Here is a 21,844-nt window from a genome sequence, read left to right as displayed (position 1 = left end):
ACTTGACATTCTGAAATATTCAGACGCATGGTTGTTTCAGGTAGTGAAACAATCGGACCCACGGTCCGAGCCGTACCCCCAGCCGCGAAGGATCAGCGCATGTCCGCCGACACCCCTCAGATTCCCGCCACCGGCCGCGAGTGGGCCCTGATCAGCCGCCCCGTGGGCTGGCCGAAGCCCGAGGACTTCGAGCTGCGCGAGGCCCCGGTGACCGCCCCGGAGGCCGGCCAGGTCCTGGTCAAGAACCTGTACCTCTCGGTCGACCCGTACATGCGCGGCCGGATGAGCGCCGCGAAGTCCTACGTCGCCCCGTACGAGCTGGGCAAGGCCATGCAGGGTGGCGCGGTCGGCGTCGTCATCGCCTCGAACGACGAGGGCGTCGCGGTCGGCGACCACGTCCTGCACTTCCTCGGCTGGCGCGAGTACGCGACCTTCGACGCCAAGCAGGCCGTCAAGGTCGACCCGGACGCCGCGCCCCTGTCCACCTACCTCGGCGTCCTCGGCATGACCGGCCTCACCGCCTACGCGGGCCTGCTGCGCACCCTCTCCTTCAAGGAGGGCGACAGCGTCTTCGTGTCCGGCGCGGCGGGCGCGGTCGGCAGCCAGGTCGGCCAGATCGCCAAGCTCAAGGGCGCCTCGCGCGTCATCGGCTCGGCGGGCTCCGACGAGAAGGTCAAGCTGCTCCTGGAGGAGTACGGCTTCGACGCGGCCTTCAACTACAAGACGGGCGAGGTCCACACCCTCCTGAAGGAGGCGGCCCCCGACGGCATCGACACCTACTTCGACAACGTCGGCGGTGACCACCTCGAGGCCGCCATCGCCCGCCTGAACCGCGACGGCCGCGTCGCCATCTGCGGCGCGATCTCCGTGTACAACAGCACGGAGCCCGCCCCCGGCCCGCGCAACCTCTCCCGCCTGATCCAGACCCGCGGCCGCATCGAGGGCTTCCTCGTCGGCGACCACTACGACCTGCAGCCGCAGTTCGTGCAGGAGGTCGGCGCCTGGATCCGCTCCGGCGAGCTCAAGTACCGCGAGACCTTCGTCGACGGCATCGAGAACAACCTGGAGGCGTTCATGGGCGTCCTCCGCGGCGACAACACCGGAAAGATGATCGTCAAGCTCTGACCTCCGCCGCCCCCGGCGCATTGTGGCCCCCGTCTGTGACGGGGGCCACTTTCGTTCTGCGCGCCATTCGCTACTCTCTTTCCGTAATACGGATCTAACTTTCCGCTTAATGGATTGATCAAGGGAGTACGGGCATGGCCATCACGCAGTCCGACGTCGTCTACACCGCCGTAGCCACCGCCGAGAACGGCCGCGACGGCCGCGTCGCCACCCACGACGGCAAGCTCGACGTCGTCGTGAACCCGCCGAAGGAGCAGGGCGGCTCGGGCGAGGGCACCAACCCGGAGCAGCTCTTCGCCGCCGGCTACAGCGCCTGCTTCCAGGGCGCCCTCGCGGTCGTCGGCCGCCAGGAGAACGCCGACGTGTCCGGCTCGACCGTCACCGCCCACGTCGGCATCGGCAAGAACGACGAGGGCTTCGGCATCATCGTCGACATCAAGGCGTCGATCCCGAACGTGGACGCGGCCACCGCCAAGGACCTCGTCGAGAAGGCCCACCAGGTCTGCCCGTACTCCAAGGCGACCCGCGGCAACATCACGGTGACGCTCTCCGCCTGACCCGCACACGGGCCCGCACGGGCCCGCGGAGGCTGTCGGACCCGTCCCGTAAGGTGTGCGCCATGCGTGATCTCGGGGCGGGCTTCGGCTATCTGATGAAGGGGCAACGATGGGTTGCCCAGCACGGCAAGCAGTACGGCTGGAGCCTGCTGCCGGGTCTGATCACCCTGGTCCTGTACGCGGCGGCGCTGGTCTGCCTCGCCGTCTGGGGCGCCGACTTCGTCGGGTGGGCCACCCCGTTCGCCGACGACTGGTCCTCCCCGTGGCTCGGCCTCTTCCGCGGCTTCCTCACCGTCGTCCTCTTCGCCCTCGCGCTGCTCCTGTCGGTGCTGACCTTCACCGCGGTCACGCTCCTGATCGGCCAGCCCTTCTACGAGTCCCTCTCCGAGCAGGTCGACCTCGCCGAGGGCGGCCACGCCCCCGAGTCCGGCCTGCCGCTCTGGCGCGAGCTGTGGATCTCGGCGCGTGACAGCCTCCGGGTCCTGCTCCGCGCGGGCCTGTGGGGCGTGCTCCTCTTCGCCTGCGGCTTCCTCCCCTTCGTCGGCCAGACGGTCGTCCCCGTCATCGGCTTCTTCGTCACGGGCTTCTTCCTGACGGAGGAACTGACGGCGGTGGCCCTCCAGCGCCGCGAGGTCCAACTCCGTGACCGCCTCGCCCTGTTGCGCTCCCGCAAGTCCCTCGTCTGGGGCTTCGGCACGCCCCTGGCGGTGGCCTTCCTGATCCCGTTCGTCGCGGTCTTCCTGATGCCGGGCGCGGTGGCCGGGGCCACGCTGATGGTCCGCGACCTGGAATCCCCGCCCGACGACAGCGCGGCGCCGGGAGTGCGCCCCGCCGCCGCCCACCCGCACCAGCACCCGCACCTGGCGGCGAACCCGTACACGGCCGACGGCAGCACCCCGCGATGAAGACAGCGAACCTCGCCGTCCTCTTCGCCGTCGAGCTGATCGCCCTCGGCGCGGTGGGCGCCTACGGCTTCACCCGGGACGTCTCCACCCCCCTGGCCTGGCTCTACGGCCTCCTGGGCCTTGCGGTGATGATCGCCACCTGGTCTCTCTTCGGCTCCCCGAAGGCCCGCTGGAAGACCCGCGGATCCGCACGCGTGGCCTTCGAACTGGCCTGGTTCGGCGCCGGAGTCGCCGCCCTCGCCCTGCCCGGCGCGTACGCCTGGGCGGCCCTGTTCGCCGCCGTCTGCGCCCTGAGCAAGGCACTGGCCGCGGCCTGGGACCAGTAGGAAGAAGCTCAGGCGTCAGGCGTCCGTGCCGAACGTGTAGACCGTCCGCGAGCGGAACACCTCGCCGGGCCGCAGCACCGTGGACGGGAACTCCGGCCGGTTGGGCGAGTCGGGGAAGTGCTGGGTCTCCAGCGCGATCCCGGCTCCCGGCTCGAACGGCAGCGCCGCGTCGAAATGATCCGCCGTGTAGAGCTGCAGCCCCGGCTCGGTCGTCGCGACGCTCAGCGTCCGCCCCGACACCGGGTCGTGCAGCCCGGCGACCTCCACCGCCTCGGCCGTGACGCCCTTGTCCAGTACGTAGTTGTGGTCGTACCCGGGCCCGGCCGCCCGCGCCGCGCGGAAGTCGAAGCGGGTCCCGGTCACGTCGAGCAGCTCGCCGGTCGGCACGAGATCGCCGTCCGCCACGGTCACCCACCCGCCGTCGATCCGCACCGCGTGCCCGGCCGCACTCCCCGCCTTCTCGTCCGTACCGCCCAGGTTCCAGTACGTGTGGTTGGTCAGGTTCACCACCGTCGGCGCGTCGGTGACCGCCTCGTACGCGATGCTCAACGCCCCACCCGGCTCCAGCGCGTACGTCGCCGAGACCTCCAGGCGCCCCGGGAAGCCCTCCTCGCCGTCCGGTGACACCCGGCTCAGGCGCACCGCGTGCGGCCCGACGGCCTCCGCCGCCCACACCCGCTTGTCGAAGCCGCGCTCGCCCCCGTGCAGGGAGTTGGGCCCGTTGTTCCGCGCCAGCGGGTACGTGCGGCCGTCCAGGGTGAAGCGGCCCTCGGCGATCCGGTTCGCGTACCGGCCGACCAGCGCCCCGAAGTACGGCCCCGTGTGCGCCAGATACCCGTCCAGGTCCGGGAACCCGAGCACCACGTCGGCCGGCGCGCCCGCCCGGTCGGGCACCTCCACCGATTGCACGATCCCGCCGTACGTCAGGACGCGCACCCGCACCCCGTCGCGTTCGAGGACCCAGCGGTGGACATCCTGCGGACCGTGTTCGCCCGTGTCGGAAGGTGTGCCGGAAAGCGTGCCGAAGAGTTCGCTGCGCATGATCGGGACCCTACGCCGGGCCCCGCCCCCTCAGGCCCCGGGTGTGCGCACCGGGTTCCGATCCGTCACCCCGCGGTACGCGAGCGCCGCGAGCCGCGCCTGTCCGTCCCGGCTCGGATGGAACCAGTCCCAGTGGCTCAACTGCCGCTGCCCGAACCGGTAGTCGAAGACCGCGCCGCCGTCGTACCGGCACCGCTCGTCCTTCGCGCACACGTCCTCGAGCACCTCGTTGTACGCGATCACCCGCTCCTGCACCCGGTCCCGCCGCGCCCCCGCGACCGAGTCCAGGGCGTCCGGATCGGCCAGCATCGACGAACAGATCCCGAGCTTCCACACCTGCTTGCCCAGATCGCTGGCGCGGCCCTCGGACCACAGCCGCTTCAGGTCCGGCACACTCATCACGTAGACCTGTGCCTTCGGCGCCGCCTCGCGCAGCCGCCGCAGCGACTTCTCGAAGTCGTCCCGGAACGCGCTGACCGGCGTCATCGACGTGGCGGTCGGCCGGCACGCGTCGTTGGACCCCGCCATCACCGTCACCAGCTCCGGCGTGCGGGCCCCCGCCCGCGCCATCTGCGCCGGCAGATCCTCCATCCGGGCACCGGTCCGCGCGTAGTTCCAACTGTGCGTCCGCGCCCGGCTCGTGCCCAGGAGTCGTACGGCCAGACTGCGCACCTGCGCGTCCGAACCCGTCGCCCACGACACCTCGGGGCAGTCCGACAGCACGCTGCACGCGTCGAAGCCGCGCGTGATCGAGTCGCCCACCGCGGCGACCGACTCCGGGCTCGTGTCCCAGGCCGGCGTGGGCGAGGGGGACGGCGAGGGCGAGGAGCGGGTGCCGCGCGCGCCCTGCGAGGTGTCGGCCGAACCCGAACAGGCCGTCAGCGCCGAGAGACCGAGGACGCCCGCCACCACACCGGCCACCGCCCGGTGACTCCGCGTCCGCATCCGTGGTCCTCTCCGTCCGTCGCCGTCAATCGCCGTCGTCAAGCTTCGTCCGCCGTCCGTACACCCTGCCGCCCCGTCTGACGCCGTACGCGGGGCCTGGGTTGCGCCCCGCCGGGTGAAAGGTCGGAGTTTGCGCGCCCCGGGACCGACAGTACGACACACTCCTTGCACCGCTCCGCGATAGCCTCGCCCCGGGGTCCCCGGTCGACCTGGTGAGATCTCGCTGTACCGGTTCCGCTAAATTACAACACGTTAAATTTGTCCCTTTTTGTCGGAGTCTTTTCGATCCGGTCGACACGGGAGGTCCCGGTGACGACACGTGGAGTTCTCTACGTGCACTCCGCGCCACGCGCGCTGTGCCCGCATGTCGAGTGGGCGGTCGCGGGCGTGCTCGGTGCGCGCGTCAGTCTCGACTGGATCAGACAGCCCGCGGCCCCCGGCACCTGGAGATCCGAGTTCTCCTGGCGGGGCGAGGCCGGCAGCGCCGCCAAACTGGCCTCCGCGCTGCGCGGCTGGCAGCTGCTGCGCTTCGAGGTCACGGCCGAGCCCTGCGCGGCGGCCGAGGGCGAGCGCTACAGCGCCACGCCCGAACTCGGCATCTTCCACGCGGTCACCGGCGTGCACGGCGACATCCTGATCCCGGAGGACCGTCTGCGCGCCGCCCTGACCCGCTCCCAGCGCGGCGAGACCGACCTGGAGTCCGAGGTCGCCCGCCTCCTCGGCAAGCCCTGGGACGACGAACTGGAACCCTTCCGCTACGCGGGCGAGGGCGCCCCGGTGAGATGGCTCCACCAGGTCGTCTAGGCAGTCGTTCAGGATGCGTACGCACGTGAAGGGGCCCGCCGGGATCGAATCCCGGCGGGCCCCTTCACAGCTGAGCGTCAGGTCAGACGGACCTGAAGGCCAGCACCACGTTGTGTCCGCCGAAGCCGAACGAGTCGTTCAGCGCGGCGATCCGGCCCTCGACCGGCAGCTTGCGCGCCTCTCCGCGGACGATGTCCGCCGCGGCCGCGGCCTCGGGGTCCAGGTTCTCCACGTTGATCGTCGGCGGAGCCACCCGGTGGTACAGGGCGAGGACCGACGCGACGGACTCGATGCCGCCGGCGCCGCCGAGCAGATGCCCGGTCATCGACTTCGTCGCGGAGACCGCGAAGTGGTCCGTGTCGTCGCCGAAGACCTTGCGCAGCGCCTTCAGCTCGGCCACGTCACCGGCCGGCGTCGAGGTCGCGTGCGCGTTCACGTGCACGATCTCGGCCGGGTTCAGGTCGGTGTTGTCCAGCAGGTTCTGCAGGGCCTGCGCGATACCGCGGCCCTCCGGCTCCGGCTGCACGATGTCGTGGCTGTCGGCCGAGATGCCCTGGCCGACCGCCTCCGCGTAGACGCGGGCGCCACGCGCGGCGGCGTGCTCGGCGGACTCCAGGACGATGACACCGGCACCCTCACCGAGGACGAAGCCGTCCCGGGCGGTGTCGTAGGGGCGCGAGGCACCCTGCGGGTCGTCGTTGTTCTTCGACATCGCCATCATGTTGCCGAACGCGGCGATGGGGAGCGGGTGGATGGCCGCCTCCGTGCCACCGCAGACGACGACGTCGGCGCGGCCGGTGCGGATCATCTCGATGCCGTAGCCGATGGCCTCGGCGCCCGACGCACAGGCGGAGACCGGCGTGTGGACACCCGCGCGGGCGTTCACGGCCAGGCCCACGTTGGCCGACGGGCCGTTGGGCATCAGCATCGGAACGGTGTGCGGGGAGACGCGGCGGACGCCCTTCTCCTTCAGCACGTCGTACTGGTCGAGCAGCGTGGTCACGCCGCCGATGCCGGACGCGATGACGGCGCCCAGACGGTCGGGGTCCACGCTCTCGTCCTCGCCGGCCTTGGCGGTGAAGCCGGCGTCGGCCCACGCCTCCTTGGCGGCGATCAGAGCGAACTGGGCGGAACGATCCAGCTTGCGGGCCTGGGGGCGGGGGATGACCTCGCCCGGCTCCACGGCGACCGGAGCCGCGATGCGGACCGCCTGCTCGGCGGCCCACTCCTGTTCGAGGGGCTTGACGCCGGAACGTCCGGCGACCAGGCCCTCCCAGGTGGACGTCGCGTCGCCACCCAGCGGTGTGGTTGCGCCGATACCGGTGACGACCACGGTGCGATTGGTCGAGCTCACAGGAATTCTTTCTCCAACAGATACGAGGGATTCAGCGGCGCCACCGCCGGGTGGCGGAGCGACCGACCTCAAGGTCTAGAGCTGGGCTCAGGCCTGGTGGTCGAGGATGTACTTCGTGGCGTCGCCGACGGTCTTGAGGTTCTTGACGTCGTCGTCCGGGATCTTGACGTCGAAGCGCTCTTCGGCGGCGACGACGACCTCGACCATGGACAGCGAGTCGACGTCCAGGTCGTCCGTGAAGGACTTGTCCAGCTGGACGTCCTCGGTGGGGATGCCGGCGATCTCGTTCACGATCTCGGCGAGACCCGCGACGATCTCTTCCTGAGTGGCGGCCATGATGGCGCTCCTTCGGTGTGTATCCAGAGGTGGGGCGGTGTGCCGTCCGGACCTGATGATCCGGTACGGGACACCTAGGGGAGGGTAACGACCGTGGCGGCGTACACGAGACCCGCCCCGAAGCCGATGACGAGCGCGGTGTCGCCGCTCTTCGCCTCGCCGGTCGCCAGGAGCCGCTCCATAGCGAGCGGGATCGAGGCGGCCGAGGTGTTGCCGGTGGTGCGCACGTCGCGGGCGACCGTGACGTGCTCCGGCAGCTTGAGAGTCTTCACCATCGAGTCGATGATCCGCTCGTTGGCCTGGTGAGGAATGAAGACATCCAGGTCGTCCGGGGTGATTCCGGCCGCGTCCAGCGCCTGCTGGGCGACCTTCGCCATCTCGAACACGGCCCAGCGGAAGACCGCCTGGCCCTCCTGCGTGATCGCAGGGAACTTGACGTTGCCCGACTCGTCGAGGGGCAGCTGCGCGACGTCGCCGACGCGGAACTTGTCCCACGGCAGCGTCTGCTTGATCGTGGCGGCCTTGTCGCCCTCGGAACCCCACACGGTGGGGCCGATCGCGGGCTCGTCGGCGGGGCCGACGATCACGGCACCGGCGCCGTCACCGAACAGGAAGGCCGTCGCGCGGTCCTCCAGGTCGGTCAGGTCCGAGAGCCGCTCCACACCGATGACCAGGACGTACTCCGCCGAGCCCTCGACGATCATGCCCTTGGCGAGCGTCAGGCCGTAGCCGAAACCGGCACAGCCCGCGGAGATGTCGAACGCGGCGGCCTTCTGCGTGCCCAGCTTGTCCGCGATCTCCGTCGCGATGGCCGGGGTCTGCGCGAAGTGCGACACCGTCGAGACGACCACGGCGCCGATCTGCTCGGGGCGGATGCCCGCGTCGGCGATGGCCTTGCCGGACGCCTCGACCGACATCATCGAGACGGTCTCTTCGTCGTTCGCCCAGTGCCGCGTGGAGATGCCGGAGCGCGAACGGATCCACTCGTCGGACGAGTCGATCTTCTCGAGGATCACCTCGTTGGGCACGACCCGCGTCGGGCGGTAACCGCCGACGCCGAGGATCCGCGCGTACGGAGCGCCCTTGCTGGGCTTGATCTTCGCCATGCTGCTCGGATCTCCTTCTCAGGCCGTCACGTCGGCGATCAGGGCGCGGGCCGCGTCGAGGTCGTCGGGGGTCTTCAGGGCGAGGGTCTTCACGCCGGGCAGGGCGCGCTTGGCGATGCCGGTGAGCGTGCCACCGGGGCACACCTCGATCAGCGCCGTGACGCCGAGCTCCTGGAACGTCTCCATGCACAGGTCCCAGCGGACCGGGTTCGCGACCTGGCCGACGAGCCGGGACACGACCTCGGCGCCGGTCGCGACGGCCTTGCCGTCCTTGTTCGACACGTACGTGACCGTGGGGTCGGCCGGGGCCAGCGCCTTGGCGGCCTCCTCCAGCGTCGCCACGGCCGGGGCCATGTGCTCGGTGTGGAACGCGCCGGCCACCTTCAGCGGCACCACGCGGCGCACACCCTCGGGCTTGTCCTCGGCGAGCGCGGCCAGCTGCTCCAGCGTGCCGGCGGCCACGATCTGGCCCGCGCCGTTCACGTTCGCCGCGGTCAGGCCCAGCTTCTCCAGATGCGGGACGGTCACCTCGGGGTCGCCGCCGAGCAGCGCCGACATGCCCGTCTCGGTGATCGCGGCGGCCTCGGCCATTGCCAGACCGCGCGAGCGCACGAGCTTCAGCGCGGCCGTGTCGTCGAGGACACCGGCGAACGCGGCGGCGGTGAACTCACCGACGCTGTGACCGGCGACGGCGCCGGGCGTCACATCGCCGAGCGCGGACGCCGAGAGGATTCCGGCCGCGACGAGCAGCGGCTGGGCGACGGCCGTGTCACGGATCGCGTCCGCGTCGGCCTGCGTGCCGTAGTGGGCGAGGTCGAGTCCGATGGCGTCGGACCACGCCGCGACGCGGTCCGCTGCGCCGGGGAGGTCGAGCCAGGGTGTCAGGAAGCCGGGCGTCTGAGCGCCTTGGCCGGGAGCGACGAGTACGAGCACTCTCACACTCTCTCTTGGGGACGGGTCGGGCCGCCCGTGGGGACAGGGACGAAGAACCGAAGGGGGAATTGTAGACCCCCGACAAACGGCCGTGCCTGACTACGACTGAGGTTCGGCGTCGGCGAGCCGTCCGAGAATCAGCGCGATGCGCAGGGTGAACGCCGAGCGGACGTCCGAGGGCGACCACCCGGTGACGTCGGTCACACGTCGGAGCCGGTAGCGAACGGTGTTGGGGTGCACGAACAGCATCCGCGCCGCGCCCTCCAGACTGCTCGCCTGTTCCAGATAGACGCTGAGCGTCTCCAGGAGCGCCGAGCCCGCCTCCTCCAGCGGTCTGTAGATCTCCTCCACCAGTTGCTCGCGCGCCGCCGGGTCTCCGGCGATCGCGCGCTCCGGCAGCAGATCGTCCGCGAGGACCGGCCTCGGCGCGTCCTGCCAGGCCCCGCACGCCTTGAGGCCGGCGGCCGCGGCCTGCGCGGACCGGGTGGCCGCCAGCAGGTCGGGCACCACGGGCCCGGCGACCACCGCGCCGGCCGCGAACGGGCCGATCAGTGACTTGGCGACGGCCAGCGGATTGTCGCTGCCCCCCGCGATGACGACGAGCCGGTCGCCGAGCACCCCGGTCAGGACCTGCAGCTTCGCGTGCCGGGAGGCCCGCCGGATCGCCTCCACGGTCAGCTCACTGTCCCCGTCGGGGGCGGTGCCGAGGATGACGCACACGTGCTCCGGGGAGTTCCAGCCGAGCGCCGCGGCGCGGCTGACGGCGCCCTCGTCGGCCTCGCCGGACAGCACCGCGTTCACCACGAGGGACTCCAGGCGCGCGTCCCACGCGCCCCGGGCCTCCGCCGCCTGCGCGTACACCTGGGCGGTCGCGAACGCGATCTCGCGCGCGTAGACGAGCAGCGCCTCGCGCAGCACGCTCTCGTCGCCCGGCGCGGCCACCTCGTCGATGGCCGACTCCATGACCTCGATGGTGGTGCGCACCATCTCCACGGTCTGGCGCAGGGTGATCGCCCGGGTCAGCTCGCGCGGCGCCGTGCCGAACACGTCGGTCGAGATGGCCTGCGGGGCGTCCGGGTGCCGGAACCACTCGGTGAACGCGGCGATACCGGCCTGGGCGACCAGACCGATCCACGACCGGTTCTCCGGCGGCATGGCCCGGTACCAGGGCAGCATCTCGTCCATGCGCGTGATCGCCTGCGCGGCGAGCGCTCCGGACGACCTCTCCAGACGCTTCAGGGTGGCCTCGTGCGAGTGAGGCACCGCAGGGGCTGCCGGGTGATGGTCCGCCGGTTCGTTCGATGAGGGCTGCGCTGATTCCGATTGGGGCACGGGACAAGACTGCCTTATCAGGGCGGCCCGGCGGAGTGGCGGGTCCTGCCGGACTTCGCTACGGGCCGCGGGCGCCGGGCTACCGTGGAGGCGTGAGAGACATACGCAGGGCGGGCGAGCGCTACCCGGGAGGCGAGCCCGAGGCCGGAATCGAGTCCCGCCACGCGTTCTCCTTCGGCCCGCACTACGACCCGGACAATCTGCGCTTCGGCGCGATCCTGGCCTGCAACGAGGAGCGGCTCGGACCCGGTGCCGGTTTCTCCGAGCACCCGCACAGCCACACCGAGATCGTCACCTGGGTCGTGCGCGGCGAGCTCACCCACCGCGACTCGGCGGGCCACGAGACGGTCGTGCGGCCCGGCGACGTGCAGCACCTCAGCTCCGGCGGCGGCGTCCGGCACGTCGAGCGCAACGACTCGACCACGGCGCCCCTCACCTTCCTGCAGATGTGGCTGGCGCCCCGCGACCCCGGCGGCGAGCCCCGCTACGAGGTGGTGCGCGGCATCGCCGACTCCACCCCGTACGACGTGCCGGAGGCGGGCGCGCTGCTGCACGTGCGCCGTCTGGCCGCGGGCGAGCGGACCCGGCTGCCCGCCGCCCCGTACGTCTACGTCCACGTGGTGGACGGCGAAGTGGTGCTCGGGGACGCGGAGTTGGCGCCGGGCGACGCCGCGCGCCTCACGGACGAGAACGGCCCGGAGGTACTCGCGACGACGCCGGCGCAGCTGCTGGTCTGGGAGATGACCTAGGGTCTTTCGTTTGGATCAGGCTGGGCTCGCGGGGCGTGGCACGCACATCTGCGGCGTTGTCGTCACTCGCCGACGCTCCGCGTCGACTCCCTCCTCCGCCTTGCAGCTGCACGCACCACGCCCCGCTCCCTGATCCAGCCAGATCCAAACGAAAGACCCTAGCCGCCCTGACTCAGAGCTCGGCGAGCACCGCGTCCGTGAAGGGCGGCCACACCTCGGCCGCCCACGGGCCGAACGCGCGGTCCGTCAGCGCGACACACGCCGCGCCCGCCGCGGGGTCGACCCACAGGAACGTGCCGGACTGGCCGAAGTGCCCGAAGGTGCGCGGCGAGGACGAACCGCCGGTCCAGTGCGGCGACTTGTGGTCCCGGATCTCGAACCCGAGCCCCCAGTCGTTGGGGTCCTGGTGCCCGTATCCCGGCAGGACGCCCTTCGTGCCCGGGTACTGCACGGTCATCGCCTCGGCGACCGTGCGCGGGTCGAGCAGGCGCGGCGCCTGCACCTCGGCGGCGAAGCGCACGAGGTCGGCCACGGTCGAGACGCCGTCCTTGGCGGGCGACCCCTCCAGCGAGCTGTCCTTCATCCCCAGCGGCTCGAACACGGCCTGCCGCAGATAGTCCGCGAACGGGATCTCGGTCGCCTTCGCGATGTGGTCCCCGAGCACCTCGAACCCGGCGTTCGAGTACAGCCGCCGGGTGCCCGGCGCCGAGGTCACCCGGTGTTCGTCGAAGGCGAGCCCGCTGGTGTGCGCGAGCAGATGCCGCACGGTCGACCCCTCGGGCCCGGCCGGCTCGTCCAGCTCCACGGCCCCCTCCTCGTACGCGACGAGGGCGGCGTAGGCGGCGAGCGGCTTGGTCACCGAGGCCAGCGGAAACCGGTGCTCCGTCGGACCGTGACGGCCGAGGACGGTCCCGTCGGCACGGACGACGGCCGCGGCGGCGGTGGGCACCGGCCAGTTCTCGATCAAGGCAAGGCTCTGCATGCCCACGAGCCTAGAGCGTGAGCCGCATGGCGGGTGCGGGGGTCCGCTCGAAGCCGAGGGAGGCGTACAGCGGCTCGCCGGACGCGGTCGCGAGCAGGTCGATCCGGGGCACGCCGCGCTCGCGGTACCAGCCGAGCAGCGCTTCCAGGCAGTGGCGGGAGTAGCCGCGGCGGCGGTGCCGGGGGTCCGTGCAGACGTTGAAGACGTGACCCGAGAGGCCCGCGTGATTCCCGGGACCGCCCAGGCCCTCGTGCACACTGCCCGCCGCGCAGGCGGCGAGCGTCCCGGAGCCGTCCGGCGCGTCCACGACGAACGCCGCCAGTTCCCCGTCGGGGGAGGCGAGAAGGCGGCGCAGGGTCGCGACGGCGGCCGGCTGCCAGCCCACGTCGTGGCTCGGGCTCATCGCGTCGAGCATGATCTTGCGGAGCCGGACGAGTTCTTCGGCGTCCTCGGGGACGGCGCGGCGGACGAGAGACATGACCGGCACGGTATCGGCGCGTGTCCCGGGATGCTTGCCTGGAGTGCGCTCGAAGGTTCTAGCGTGGGGTCATGACGGTGATGGAGACCACGCCCGTATCCACTCAGACCAAGGTCGACGTCTGTGCCTCGGCGCCGGAGGGGCATCCGCGGCCCGACGGCCAGGACCGCTACACCATCAGCGAGGTCGTCGCCTGTACGGGACTGACCGCGCACACCCTGCGCTGGTACGAGCGGATCGGGCTGCTGCCCGACGTCGACCGCTCGCACACCGGACAGCGCCGCTACAACAACCGCGACCTGGACTGGCTCGCCTTCGTCGGCAAGCTGCGGCTCACGGGGATGCCGGTGGCCCACATGGTCCGGTACGCGGAGCTCGTGCGGCTCGGCGAGCACACCTTCGACGAGCGCCGGGAGCTGCTGGAGTCGACCCGCCGCGACGTGCTGAACCGGATCGCCGAGCTCCGGGACACCCTCGCCGTCCTCGACTTCAAGATCGACCTGTACGGAAAGGGAAACGGCTGACGCGGGTCACAGCTCCGCGAGGAGCTCCGCCTTCTTCGAGGAGAACTCGGCGTCGGTGACGAGCCCCGCCTGGTGCAGCTCGCCCAGATGCCGGATCCGGTCGGCGATGTCCGCCGGGTCGCGCCGGGCCGGCGGCGCCCCGGACGGGCTCGCCGAGCGGACGGCGGCCAGCACGGACGCGGCGAACGGCAGCGACTCGTGCACCGGCCCGTACCCGAGCCCGAAGACGACCGCGGCCGGGTCCTGGTCGGCCTGCCCGGGCCGCTCGTCGAGCCCCGCGTCCCGCGGCACGAGCCGCAGATGCCCCTCGAACAGCTCGGGGGAGCGCCACTCGACCCCGCTCAGCTCACTGACCGGGAAGGTCTTGTCGCCGGCCTTCCACTTCGCGGAGGACGCGCCCGTCCAGAACCAGCGGAACGACACCGCCGCACCGTCGAAGGTGGCCTTGCCGTCGTACGCCTTGAAGTGCAGCGGCGCCTTCGGCGGGTCGACCAGGAAGTCGGCCGCGGCCGACCCGTCGTCGAGGAGCCGGGCCCGCAGCTCGTCCGCGTAGTACTCGGCGAGCGTCTCGCGCTCCGCGGGCAGCACGAGGCGATAGGGGTCGCACCCCTCCTTGAGCTGCCCGGCCGCCGCGTCCATCAGCGGGTCGGCGCCAGGTCGTGGCACCGCCTGCAGCACGACGGTGCCGCGCTTGCCCGGCGTCAGCGTCACCCCCGTGATCGCTTCCAGCGGGATACGGCGCTCACCGAGTGCCTGGAGCAGCCTCGGCGTGCGGATCCCCCGTTCGAAGCGGATGAGCACGGAGTCGGACGCGAACTCCCAGGCGGCATGAAATCCGGCCAGTACGTCACCCATGCGGCTCATCGTATGCGGCACGCGTCCCTCCGTCGCCTGTCGCGTCGGACCACTGTTCCACCGCTCTCTACGCGCGTCGGAAGGCGCCGCCACCGGAAAATCACTTCCGGCAGCCCTGATTCCCGTCGGCACAGCTCACCGATCGGTACGCGCCGGTCCCGATCTCGGCGAAGTTCCGCAGGCTCTCCGTGCCGGGCACGAAGTAGCCGGTGTGCCCCTCGGCGTCACCGGCCGCGAAGACCCGCGCGCCGAAGCCCGACGCGACCGGGTCGGCGCCGTGGCCGAGGCCGCCGAGCTCCATGTTCGGGACGTCCGCGATCCAGTCGTCCTTGTCGCGGGTGGCCCAGACGCGGGCCTTGGTGCCGAGCCCCGAGGCGTGCGCGGCGCGCATCCCGGGGCTGCCCGCCACCGCGATGTCGCTGACCCGTGAGGGCAGGTCGTGCGCGGCGACCCCGCAGACGACGGAGCCGTAGCTGTGGCAGTACAGGGCGACCGGCGCACTCCCGGGCAGCCCGCGCAGCATCGCGTTGAGTCGCACCGCCCCGTCGTCCGCCCGCATCGAGGTCGCGGCGTCGACGCCGAGTCCGGCCGGGGCCGTGTAGTCGGCCCAGGCGATGACCGCGGTCCGCGCCCCGGGGTCGGCCTCGTGCTCGGCCGCGTACAGCGAGCGGGCCATGCCCACGGGGGCGGAGTACTTGCGGGCGGTGCGCTGGAAGGTCAGCACCGTCGTGTCGACGCCGGGCACGACGACGGAGACCCGACGGGCCGTGTCGAGGTCGCCGAAGACCTCGGCGACCCGGCCGGAGCCCATGGGGTCGAAGGCGAGGATCTTGCGGTCGGGCCGGGACAGCAGCGCGAAGCGCTTCATGCGCTCCTTGGCGTCGGCGTGACCGACCGCGGACAGGCGGTTGTCGTGGATGCGGCCGCGCTCGACCTCGCGCGCCTTGTCGAGCGCGATCCGGTTGGCGCGGTAGCGCAGGGAGACGGGCGCGCCGTTCATGTTGCCGACCGCGAGGGGGTAGCGGTCGGCGAGCAGGCCGCGCTGGTGGGGGGTGAGCGTGGCGAAGAAGTGCGCGAGGCGGGTGGGGGAGCCGTCGGGCGCGGGCAGGGCGTGTCCGTTCAGCCGGCCGTGCTCCCAGGAGGAGAGCGCGGTCCGCAGCGGGGAGTCGGCTCCCCGGTGGTGACGCACCGCCGTCCAGCCGGTGGTCGCCAGCATGATGAACACGACGGCCAGAGCGAGCAGCGCGCGCCAGACGTTGAGTTGGGGGGAGGAGTCGAAGGAAGTCACTGCGGGACACCCTAGGAGAAGCGCGTCGCGCTCCGTGCAGCGGGTGAGGCAGATCACGTTTCCCGGGGTGTATTTGGGTAAAACCGGGCGTAGTTGCTGTCAGAGCCTCACCCTGCGTGAGGCTCTCGCGTCACGCGTCGTCACCGCGCCATCGCGCGCCGAGCGCGGGACCGAGCTGGTCGAGGCAGGACTCGGTGAGCGCCCTGATCGCCTCCACGCTCATGTCCTCGCCGGCGCCCCACAGCCGCCCGGTGAGCCGCATCACGCCACTGAACGCGGCCACCGCCACGCGCGGCCGGGGATCGGTGTCGACGTCGAGGCCCTCGCGCTCGGCGATCACCCGCGCCACCTCCTCCTCCAGCTCGACGGAGCGGCGCAGATGCGCGGCGAGCAGGGCGGGGGTCGACTCGATCATCCGGTAGGCGCGCATGTGGAGTTCGACCGGGATGACCTCCGCGATCGAGCGGTTCAGGTCGTCCCAGGTGCCGAGGACCGTGCCGCGCAGGGCCTCCAAGGGGCCCTCGTGCGCGGGCCGTTCGCGCAGGGCGGCGACGTAGCGGGACTCCACCATCTCCTGGACGGCGAAGGCGGCCTCCTCCTTGTTCGCGAAGTAGCGGAAGAAGGTGCGCTGGGACACCTCGCAGGCCTCGGCGATCTCGTCGACCGTCGTCCGCTCGTACCCCTGGGTCGTGTAGAGCTCGAGCGCGGCCCGCAGCAGCGCGTCCCGGGTGCGCGCCTTCTTGAGTTCACGCAGGTTCAATCCGGCCGCCCTGGTCATCTCTCCGGCTGTTCTCGCAGTTCAGCATAGTGTGAGCGACCTGACAGTTACCGACTTGTGAAATGCTTTGTCAACTGTCAGAGGCTGTCACTAGCGTGTCCCGCATGACTAGTCGGATCACCATCGACAAGGCGGACCGGATACCGGAACCCGCCGCGGCGCCGGACCCCGCACCGGCCAGGGGGCTGCGGGGGCATCCCTGGCTGACCCTGTTCGCCGTCGCGATCGGCGTCATGATGGTCGCCCTCGACGGCACCATCGTCGCCATCGCCAACCCGGTCATCCAGGACAAACTCGACGCGAGCTTCGCCGACGTCCAGTGGATCACCAACGGCTACTTCCTCGCTCTCGCGGTCACCCTGATCACCGCGGGCAAGCTCGGCGACCGCTTCGGTCACCGGCAGACCTTCCTCATCGGCGTGGTCGGCTTCGCCGCCGCGTCCGGCGCCATCGGGCTGTCCGACAGCATCGCGTTCGTCATCACGTTCCGCGTCTTCCAGGGCCTGTTCGGCGCGCTCCTCATGCCCGCCGCGCTCGGCCTGCTGCGCGCCACGTTCCCGGCCGAGAAGCTGAACATGGCGATCGGCATCTGGGGCATGGTCATCGGCGCCTCCACCGCGGGCGGCCCGATCCTCGGCGGTGTGCTCGTCGAGCACGTCAGCTGGCAGTCGGTGTTCTTCATCAACGTGCCGGTCGGCGTGATCGCCCTCGTCCTCGGCCTGTTCATCCTGCTCGACCACCGCGCGCAGAACGCGCCGCGCTCCTTCGACGTCCTCGGCATCGTGCTGCTCTCCGGCGCGATGTTCTGCCTCGTCTGGGCCCTCATCCAGGCCCCGACCTGGGGCTGGGGCGACGGCCTGACCTGGGCGTTCATCGCCGGCTCCGCGCTGTGCTTCCTGCTGTTCGCGGTGTGGGAGAACTTCGTCTCCGAGCCACTGATCCCGCTGGGCCTGTTCCGCTCGGTGGCCCTGTCGGCCGGTGTGGTCCTGATGGTCCTCATGGCCATCGCCTTCATGGGCGGCCTGTTCTTCGTGACGTTCTACCTGCAGAACGTGCACGGGATGAGCCCGATCGACAGCGGCCTGCACCTGCTGCCGCTCACCGGCATGATGATCGTCGGCTCCCCGCTGGCCGGCGCCCTCATCACCAAGGCCGGCCCGCGCATCCCGCTCGCTGGCGGCATGGCGCTCACCGCGATCGCCATGTACGGCATGTCGACGCTGGAGCCGGGCACCGGCAGCGGCGTCATGTCCATCTGGTTCGCCCTGCTCGGCCTCGGCCTCGCCCCGGTCATGGTCGGCGCCACCGAGGTCATCGTGGGCAACGCCCCGATGGAGCTGTCCGGCGTCGCCGGCGGACTCCAGCAGGCCGCGATGCAGATCGGCGGCAGCCTCGGCACGGCCGTCCTCGGCGCGGTCATGGCCTCCAAGGTCGACACCGACCTCCCGGGCAACTGGGCGGCGGCCAAGCTCCCCGAGCTCCCGCCCGCCCAGCTCGACCAGGTCTCCGAGGCGGTCCAGGTCGGCGTCGCCCCGGTCCCGCCGGGCACCCCGGCCCCGGTCGCCGCGCAGATCACCCAGGTCGCGCACGACACGTTCATGTCCGGGATGGGTCTGGCCTGCCTGGTGGCCGCCGCGGTCGCCGCCTTCGCGGTGCTGGTCGCCCTGCTCACCAAGCGCGGCGAGAACGCCGAGGCGGGGGCCGGCGCGGCCCACATCTGACCGTGCCCCGCGTCAAGCCCCCGGGGTTCTCCCCGGGGGCTTTCGCTTATCCGGGTGACGCGCCCCGCCGCCCCCTTCCCCGAAGTCGATCAAGGCCGCAAGAGTCGGACCGGCAACTGATCAACACACCACGGGGGTTGACCCATGCGTACATCCACGACCGCACTGACCGTCTCGGCACTCGCCCTCGCCGCGACGGCCCTCGCACCCGGCCTCGCCACGGCGGCGGCCCCGCCCACGCTCGGCGCCTGCGCCAAGGGCGAGCTCTGCCTCTGGTCGAAGCAGGACTTCAAGGGCGCCCGGCACGTCTACGAACTGTCGGGCACCGACATCGAGAGCTGCACCGCGCTGCCGGCGGGCGTCAGCGCGTCCTCCCTCGCCAACCGCACGGGCCGCCCCGTGACCACGTACCAGTCCGCCGAGTGCGCCGAGACGGGCGAGTTCCAGACCTACCCCGGCACCGGCACGTACGAGCCCGAAAGCCCGTACCGAGTCCGGGCTTTCAAAATCTGGGAGAGCTGAGGTCTCGCCGACGTGCGAGCGCCCCTGGAGACAGCGCACGCAGTGCGCATCTCCAGGGGCGCGGGGAACTGCGCGAGAAGCCCCACCGGCCCGCAGCCGACAATTCGAAGCTCCCCGCACCGACCCGTCAAGCCCTACGCGTCACCACCGGCCGATCCCGGATCGGCCGCCGCGACGTCCAGCAGCTGATACCGGTCGATGGCCTGCTTCAGCACAGACCGGTCGACCTTCCCGTCCCGCGCCAGCTCCGTGAGCACCGCCACCACGATCGACTGCGCGTCGATGTGGAAGTACCGCCGCGCCGCCCCCCGCGTGTCGGCGAACCCGAACCCGTCCGCGCCCAGGGACTGGTACGTACCCGGCACCCAGCGCGAGATCTGGTCCGGCACCGACCGCATCCAGTCCGAGACCGCGACGAACGGCCCCTGCGCCCCGGACAGCTTCTGCGTGACGTACGGGACGCGCTGCTCCTCCTCCGGGTGCAGCAGATTGTGCCGCTCCACCTCGACGGCCTCGCGCCGCAGCTCGTTCCAGGACGTCGCGGACCACACGTCGGCCCGCACGTTCCACTCCGCGGCGAGGATCCGCTGCGCCTCCAGGGCCCACGGCACGCCGACACCGGAGGCCATGATCTGCGCCGGGATCGTGCCCGCGGTCCCCGCGCTGATGCGGTGGATGCCCTTGAGGATGCCCTCGACGTCCACGTCGTCCGGCTCGGCGGGCTGCTGGATCGGCTCGTTGTAGACGGTGAGGTAGTAGAAGACGTCCTCGCCGGGCTTGCCGTCGGCCGTCGGCCCGTACATGCGGCGCAGACCGTCCTGGACGATGTGCGCGATCTCGTACCCGTACGCCGGGTCGTAGGCGACGCACGCCGGGTTGGTCGAGGCGAGCAGCTGGGAGTGGCCGTCCGCGTGCTGGAGGCCCTCACCGGTCAGCGTGGTGCGGCCGGCCGTCGCGCCGAGCACGAAGCCGCGGGACAGCTGGTCGGCCATCTGCCAGAACTGGTCGCCGGTGCGCTGGAAGCCGAACATCGAGTAGAAGACGTAGACCGGGATCAGCGGCTCGCCGTGCGTCGCGTAGGCCGAGCCCGCCGCGATCAGCGAGGCGGTGCAGCCCGCCTCCGAGATGCCGTCGTGCAGCATCTGCCCGGTCGGCGACTCCTTGTACGCGAGCAGCAGCTCGCGGTCCACGGACTCGTACTGCTGCCCGAGCGGGTTGTAGATCTTCGCGCTCGGGAAGAAGGCGTCCATGCCGAACGTGCGGTACTCGTCGGGCGCGATCAGCACGAACCGCTTGCCGATCTCCTTGTCCCGCATGAGGTCCTTGAGGAGCCGGACGAAGGCCATGGTCGTCGCGATGGACTGCTGGCCCGAGCCCTTCTTCACGTTCGCGTACGTCTTGTCGTCCGGCATCTGGAGCGGCTTCGCCCGCACGACACGCGTCGGCACGTACCCGCCGAGCGACTGCCGGCGGTCGTGCATGTACTGGATCTCCTCCGACTTGCGGCCCGGGTGGTAGTACGGCGGCAGGCCGTCCTCGAGCTGCTTGTCGGTGATCGGCAGGTGCAGCCGGTCGCGGAAGCCCTTCAGGTCGTCGACCGTGAGCTTCTTCATCTGGTGCGTCGCGTTGCGGCCCTCGAAGTTCGGGCCGAGCGTCCAGCCCTTGACGGTCTGCGCCAGGATGACCGTCGGCTGCCCCTTGTGCTCCTTGGCGGCCGTCATCGCGGCGAAGATCTTCCGGTGGTCGTGGCCGCCGCGCCCCAGGTGCAGGATCTCCTTGTCGCTCATGTTCTGGACCATGGCGCGCAGCCGGTGGTCGTCGCCGAAGAAGTGCTCGCGGATGTACGAGCCGGTCTCCGTGGCGTACGTCTGGAACTGGCCGTCCGGCGTCGTGTTGAGCCGGTTGACCAGCGTGCCGTCGCGGTCCTGCGCCAGCAGCGGGTCCCAACTGCGGTCCCAGACCAGCTTGATGACGTTCCATCCGGCGCCGCGGAACTGCGACTCCAGCTCCTGGATGATCTTGCCGTTGCCGCGCACCGGGCCGTCGAGCCGCTGCAGGTTGCAGTTGACGACGAAGGTCAGGTTGTCGAGGCCCTCGCGGGCCGCGATGGACAGCTGGCCGAGCGACTCCGGCTCGTCCATCTCGCCGTCACCGAGGAAGGCCCACACATGCGACTTGGAGGTCTCGGCGATGCCGCGCGCCTCCATGTAACGGTTCATCCGGGCCTGGAAGATCGCGCCGAGCGGGCCCAGGCCCATCGAGACGGTCGGGAACTCCCAGAAGTCCGGCATCAGGCGCGGGTGCGGGTACGAGGAAAGGCCGTTGGGCGCCTTCGAGTGCTCCTGGCGGAAGCCGTCGAGCTGGTCCTCGGTGAGCCGGTCCAGGAGGTAGGCGCGGGCGTAGATGCCGGGCGAGGCGTGCCCCTGGAAGAAGACCTGGTCGCCGCCGTCGCCCTCGTCCTTACCGCGGAAGAAGTGGTTGAAGCCCACGTCGTACAGGGAGGCCGAGGACGCGAAGGTGGCGATGTGGCCACCGACGCCCACCCCCGGGCGCTGCGCACGCGACACCATCACCGCGGCGTTCCACCGCGTCGCGTTGAGGACCTTGCGCTCGATCTCCTCGTTGCCGGGGAAGTAGGGCTCGTCCTTGGTCGCGATCGTGTTGATGTAGTCCGTGCTGCGCATCTCGGGCACGGCCACGCGCTTCTCGCGGGCCCGCTCGATCAGCCGGAGCATCAGGTACCGTGCCCGCTCCCGGCCGCGTTCGTCGACCGCGGCGTCCAGGGAGTCGAGCCACTCCTGGGTCTCATCTGGATCGAAGTCCGGGACCTGGCTGGGAAGACCGCCAATGATGATCGGGTTGCGATCGGATCCGGAAGCCACGCTGTTCCCTCACTGTCGGTGATGCCACTGTTCCACTGTCGGTTTGCGCCGAGTCCATCGTGGACCTTGGAAACCGAATCGTCATCTCTACCGCGAGGTATTCGCGGTGCCGCGAACAAATCGCAACGATACGCTCAAGCTGGTGTGGCACAGATCACGATCCGTCGGAGATTCTCGACTGAGGTTGGGGTGAGACGGCCCGGAACGTCACCGTTTAGGCGGTCTCGGCGGCCGGGTACTTGCGCGATCCGTCGCGCACGTGTGGACTACGGCCAACGCTTCGCGCGTGCGCGAGGCTCTG

The 21,844-nt window shown here is 71.0% G+C and carries 22 protein-coding genes; 9 read left to right on the top strand and 13 right to left on the bottom strand.

Annotated features, from left to right (window positions below; all coding sequences use genetic code 11):
• Nucleotides 1-99: 99 nt before the first annotated feature.
• From ACIBTU_RS12360 to ACIBTU_RS12345, 4 genes are all read left to right on the top strand, one after another.
• The gene (locus ACIBTU_RS12360) at nucleotides 100-1,125 is read left to right on the top strand and encodes an NADP-dependent oxidoreductase (RefSeq protein WP_399125983.1); all 1,026 of its coding nucleotides are present in this window, start codon (nucleotides 100-102) and stop codon (nucleotides 1,123-1,125) included.
• A 134-nt stretch (nucleotides 1,126-1,259) separates the two neighbouring features.
• Nucleotides 1,260-1,682 carry an organic hydroperoxide resistance protein gene (locus ACIBTU_RS12355; RefSeq protein WP_399125982.1) on the top strand — a complete coding sequence of 141 codons (423 nt, stop codon included), beginning with the start codon at nucleotides 1,260-1,262 and terminating at the stop codon, nucleotides 1,680-1,682.
• 62 nt (nucleotides 1,683-1,744) lie between these two features.
• The gene (locus ACIBTU_RS12350) at nucleotides 1,745-2,587 is read left to right on the top strand and encodes an EI24 domain-containing protein (RefSeq protein WP_399125981.1); all 843 of its coding nucleotides are present in this window, start codon (nucleotides 1,745-1,747) and stop codon (nucleotides 2,585-2,587) included.
• Nucleotides 2,584-2,913 (top strand): YrdB family protein, encoded by a 330-nt coding sequence (locus ACIBTU_RS12345; protein ID WP_399125980.1) that lies wholly within the window; start codon nucleotides 2,584-2,586, stop codon nucleotides 2,911-2,913. The genes ACIBTU_RS12350 and ACIBTU_RS12345 overlap by 4 nt, the downstream gene beginning before the upstream one ends.
• A gap of 15 nt (nucleotides 2,914-2,928) precedes the next feature.
• Here the strand turns inward: ACIBTU_RS12345 and ACIBTU_RS12340 are convergent, their stop codons facing one another.
• Entirely contained in the window at nucleotides 2,929-3,954 is a 1,026-nt protein-coding gene (locus ACIBTU_RS12340; RefSeq protein ID WP_399125979.1) for an aldose epimerase family protein, read from the bottom strand.
• A gap of 30 nt (nucleotides 3,955-3,984) precedes the next feature.
• Complete coding sequence (locus tag ACIBTU_RS12335) at nucleotides 3,985-4,899, bottom strand: SGNH/GDSL hydrolase family protein (RefSeq protein WP_399125978.1); 915 nt, start codon at nucleotides 4,897-4,899, stop codon at nucleotides 3,985-3,987.
• A gap of 309 nt (nucleotides 4,900-5,208) precedes the next feature.
• Between ACIBTU_RS12335 and ACIBTU_RS12330 the strand changes: the two genes are divergently transcribed.
• Nucleotides 5,209-5,703 (top strand): DUF3145 domain-containing protein, encoded by a 495-nt coding sequence (locus ACIBTU_RS12330; protein ID WP_399125977.1) that lies wholly within the window; start codon nucleotides 5,209-5,211, stop codon nucleotides 5,701-5,703.
• An 82-nt stretch (nucleotides 5,704-5,785) separates the two neighbouring features.
• Here ACIBTU_RS12330 and ACIBTU_RS12325 read toward each other — a convergent pair whose 3' ends face one another.
• The 5 genes from ACIBTU_RS12325 to fasR all read right to left on the bottom strand — a co-directional run bounded on the left by ACIBTU_RS12325 (nucleotide 5,786) and on the right by fasR (nucleotide 10,695).
• Nucleotides 5,786-7,057, bottom strand: a complete 1,272-nt coding sequence (locus ACIBTU_RS12325) for a beta-ketoacyl-[acyl-carrier-protein] synthase family protein (RefSeq protein WP_399125976.1) — start codon at nucleotides 7,055-7,057, stop codon at nucleotides 5,786-5,788.
• An 87-nt stretch (nucleotides 7,058-7,144) separates the two neighbouring features.
• Nucleotides 7,145-7,393, bottom strand: coding sequence for an acyl carrier protein (locus tag ACIBTU_RS12320; RefSeq protein WP_018530896.1), 249 nt, complete (start codon nucleotides 7,391-7,393; stop codon nucleotides 7,145-7,147).
• Between the two features lie 74 nt (nucleotides 7,394-7,467).
• Nucleotides 7,468-8,499, bottom strand: a complete 1,032-nt coding sequence (locus ACIBTU_RS12315; protein ID WP_399125975.1) for a ketoacyl-ACP synthase III — start codon at nucleotides 8,497-8,499, stop codon at nucleotides 7,468-7,470.
• Between the two features lie 18 nt (nucleotides 8,500-8,517).
• Nucleotides 8,518-9,432 carry an ACP S-malonyltransferase gene (locus ACIBTU_RS12310; protein ID WP_399125974.1) on the bottom strand — a complete coding sequence of 305 codons (915 nt, stop codon included), beginning with the start codon at nucleotides 9,430-9,432 and terminating at the stop codon, nucleotides 8,518-8,520.
• Between the two features lie 99 nt (nucleotides 9,433-9,531).
• The gene (gene fasR, locus ACIBTU_RS12305; protein ID WP_399125973.1) at nucleotides 9,532-10,695 is read right to left on the bottom strand and encodes a fatty acid biosynthesis transcriptional regulator FasR; all 1,164 of its coding nucleotides are present in this window, start codon (nucleotides 10,693-10,695) and stop codon (nucleotides 9,532-9,534) included.
• 161 nt (nucleotides 10,696-10,856) lie between these two features.
• On the opposite strand from fasR, the gene ACIBTU_RS12300 reads away from it, so the two are divergent.
• Nucleotides 10,857-11,513, top strand: a complete 657-nt coding sequence (locus ACIBTU_RS12300) for a pirin family protein (protein WP_399125972.1) — start codon at nucleotides 10,857-10,859, stop codon at nucleotides 11,511-11,513.
• Between the two features lie 172 nt (nucleotides 11,514-11,685).
• Here the strand turns inward: ACIBTU_RS12300 and ACIBTU_RS12295 are convergent, their stop codons facing one another.
• Nucleotides 11,686-12,495: a serine hydrolase domain-containing protein gene (locus ACIBTU_RS12295; protein WP_399125971.1), complete on the bottom strand. Its 810-nt coding sequence runs from the start codon at nucleotides 12,493-12,495 to the stop codon at nucleotides 11,686-11,688.
• 10 nt (nucleotides 12,496-12,505) lie between these two features.
• Entirely contained in the window at nucleotides 12,506-12,973 is a 468-nt protein-coding gene (locus ACIBTU_RS12290; protein WP_399125970.1) for a GNAT family N-acetyltransferase, read from the bottom strand.
• 71 nt (nucleotides 12,974-13,044) lie between these two features.
• Between ACIBTU_RS12290 and ACIBTU_RS12285 the strand changes: the two genes are divergently transcribed.
• Entirely contained in the window at nucleotides 13,045-13,497 is a 453-nt protein-coding gene (locus tag ACIBTU_RS12285) for a MerR family transcriptional regulator (RefSeq protein ID WP_399125969.1), read from the top strand.
• A 6-nt stretch (nucleotides 13,498-13,503) separates the two neighbouring features.
• Here ACIBTU_RS12285 and ACIBTU_RS12280 read toward each other — a convergent pair whose 3' ends face one another.
• The 3 genes from ACIBTU_RS12280 to ACIBTU_RS12270 all read right to left on the bottom strand — a co-directional run bounded on the left by ACIBTU_RS12280 (nucleotide 13,504) and on the right by ACIBTU_RS12270 (nucleotide 16,418).
• On the bottom strand, nucleotides 13,504-14,361 hold the full coding sequence (locus ACIBTU_RS12280) for a DUF4429 domain-containing protein (RefSeq protein WP_188341580.1): 858 nt from the start codon (nucleotides 14,359-14,361) through the stop codon (nucleotides 13,504-13,506).
• A gap of 91 nt (nucleotides 14,362-14,452) precedes the next feature.
• Nucleotides 14,453-15,640: an alpha/beta hydrolase gene (locus tag ACIBTU_RS12275; protein WP_399125968.1), complete on the bottom strand. Its 1,188-nt coding sequence runs from the start codon at nucleotides 15,638-15,640 to the stop codon at nucleotides 14,453-14,455.
• Nucleotides 15,641-15,770: 130 nt separating this feature from the next.
• Nucleotides 15,771-16,418 carry a TetR family transcriptional regulator gene (locus tag ACIBTU_RS12270; RefSeq protein ID WP_399125967.1) on the bottom strand — a complete coding sequence of 216 codons (648 nt, stop codon included), beginning with the start codon at nucleotides 16,416-16,418 and terminating at the stop codon, nucleotides 15,771-15,773.
• 104 nt (nucleotides 16,419-16,522) lie between these two features.
• Between ACIBTU_RS12270 and ACIBTU_RS12265 the strand changes: the two genes are divergently transcribed.
• Together ACIBTU_RS12265 and ACIBTU_RS12260 are read left to right on the top strand one after the other, a co-directional pair.
• A complete protein-coding gene (locus ACIBTU_RS12265; protein WP_399125966.1) occupies nucleotides 16,523-18,139 on the top strand; it encodes an MFS transporter in 1,617 nt (538 codons plus the stop codon).
• Nucleotides 18,140-18,283: 144 nt separating this feature from the next.
• Nucleotides 18,284-18,661, top strand: coding sequence for a peptidase inhibitor family I36 protein (locus tag ACIBTU_RS12260; protein WP_399125965.1), 378 nt, complete (start codon nucleotides 18,284-18,286; stop codon nucleotides 18,659-18,661).
• Between the two features lie 134 nt (nucleotides 18,662-18,795).
• Here the strand turns inward: ACIBTU_RS12260 and aceE are convergent, their stop codons facing one another.
• Nucleotides 18,796-21,543 (bottom strand): pyruvate dehydrogenase (acetyl-transferring), homodimeric type, encoded by a 2,748-nt coding sequence (gene aceE / locus ACIBTU_RS12255; RefSeq protein WP_399125964.1) that lies wholly within the window; start codon nucleotides 21,541-21,543, stop codon nucleotides 18,796-18,798.
• Nucleotides 21,544-21,844 lie beyond the last annotated feature (301 nt).

The organism is Streptomyces sp. NPDC050145 (assembly GCF_044460245.1).
Lineage (GTDB): Bacteria > Actinomycetota > Actinomycetes > Streptomycetales > Streptomycetaceae > Streptomyces.
Note: the sequence above shows the minus strand (reverse complement) of the source record. Positions and strands in the feature narration are given on the sequence as shown.

Coding starts and splice junctions, on each gene's coding strand:
- ACIBTU_RS12290 (WP_399125970.1), bottom strand. CDS start 12,973: ATGTCTCTCGTCCGCCGCGCCGTCCCCGAGGACGCCGAAGAACTCGTC.
- ACIBTU_RS12355 (WP_399125982.1), top strand. CDS start 1,260: ATGGCCATCACGCAGTCCGACGTCGTCTACACCGCCGTAGCCACCGCC.
- ACIBTU_RS12260 (WP_399125965.1), top strand. CDS start 18,284: ATGCGTACATCCACGACCGCACTGACCGTCTCGGCACTCGCCCTCGCC.
- ACIBTU_RS12335 (WP_399125978.1), bottom strand. CDS start 4,899: ATGCGGACGCGGAGTCACCGGGCGGTGGCCGGTGTGGTGGCGGGCGTC.
- ACIBTU_RS12270 (WP_399125967.1), bottom strand. CDS start 16,418: ATGACCAGGGCGGCCGGATTGAACCTGCGTGAACTCAAGAAGGCGCGC.
- ACIBTU_RS12340 (WP_399125979.1), bottom strand. CDS start 3,954: ATGCGCAGCGAACTCTTCGGCACGCTTTCCGGCACACCTTCCGACACG.
- ACIBTU_RS12345 (WP_399125980.1), top strand. CDS start 2,584: ATGAAGACAGCGAACCTCGCCGTCCTCTTCGCCGTCGAGCTGATCGCC.
- ACIBTU_RS12265 (WP_399125966.1), top strand. CDS start 16,523: ATGACTAGTCGGATCACCATCGACAAGGCGGACCGGATACCGGAACCC.
- ACIBTU_RS12285 (WP_399125969.1), top strand. CDS start 13,045: ATGACGGTGATGGAGACCACGCCCGTATCCACTCAGACCAAGGTCGAC.
- ACIBTU_RS12280 (WP_188341580.1), bottom strand. CDS start 14,361: ATGAGCCGCATGGGTGACGTACTGGCCGGATTTCATGCCGCCTGGGAG.
- ACIBTU_RS12295 (WP_399125971.1), bottom strand. CDS start 12,495: ATGCAGAGCCTTGCCTTGATCGAGAACTGGCCGGTGCCCACCGCCGCC.
- ACIBTU_RS12320 (WP_018530896.1), bottom strand. CDS start 7,393: ATGGCCGCCACTCAGGAAGAGATCGTCGCGGGTCTCGCCGAGATCGTG.
- ACIBTU_RS12315 (WP_399125975.1), bottom strand. CDS start 8,499: ATGGCGAAGATCAAGCCCAGCAAGGGCGCTCCGTACGCGCGGATCCTC.
- ACIBTU_RS12350 (WP_399125981.1), top strand. CDS start 1,745: ATGCGTGATCTCGGGGCGGGCTTCGGCTATCTGATGAAGGGGCAACGA.
- ACIBTU_RS12360 (WP_399125983.1), top strand. CDS start 100: ATGTCCGCCGACACCCCTCAGATTCCCGCCACCGGCCGCGAGTGGGCC.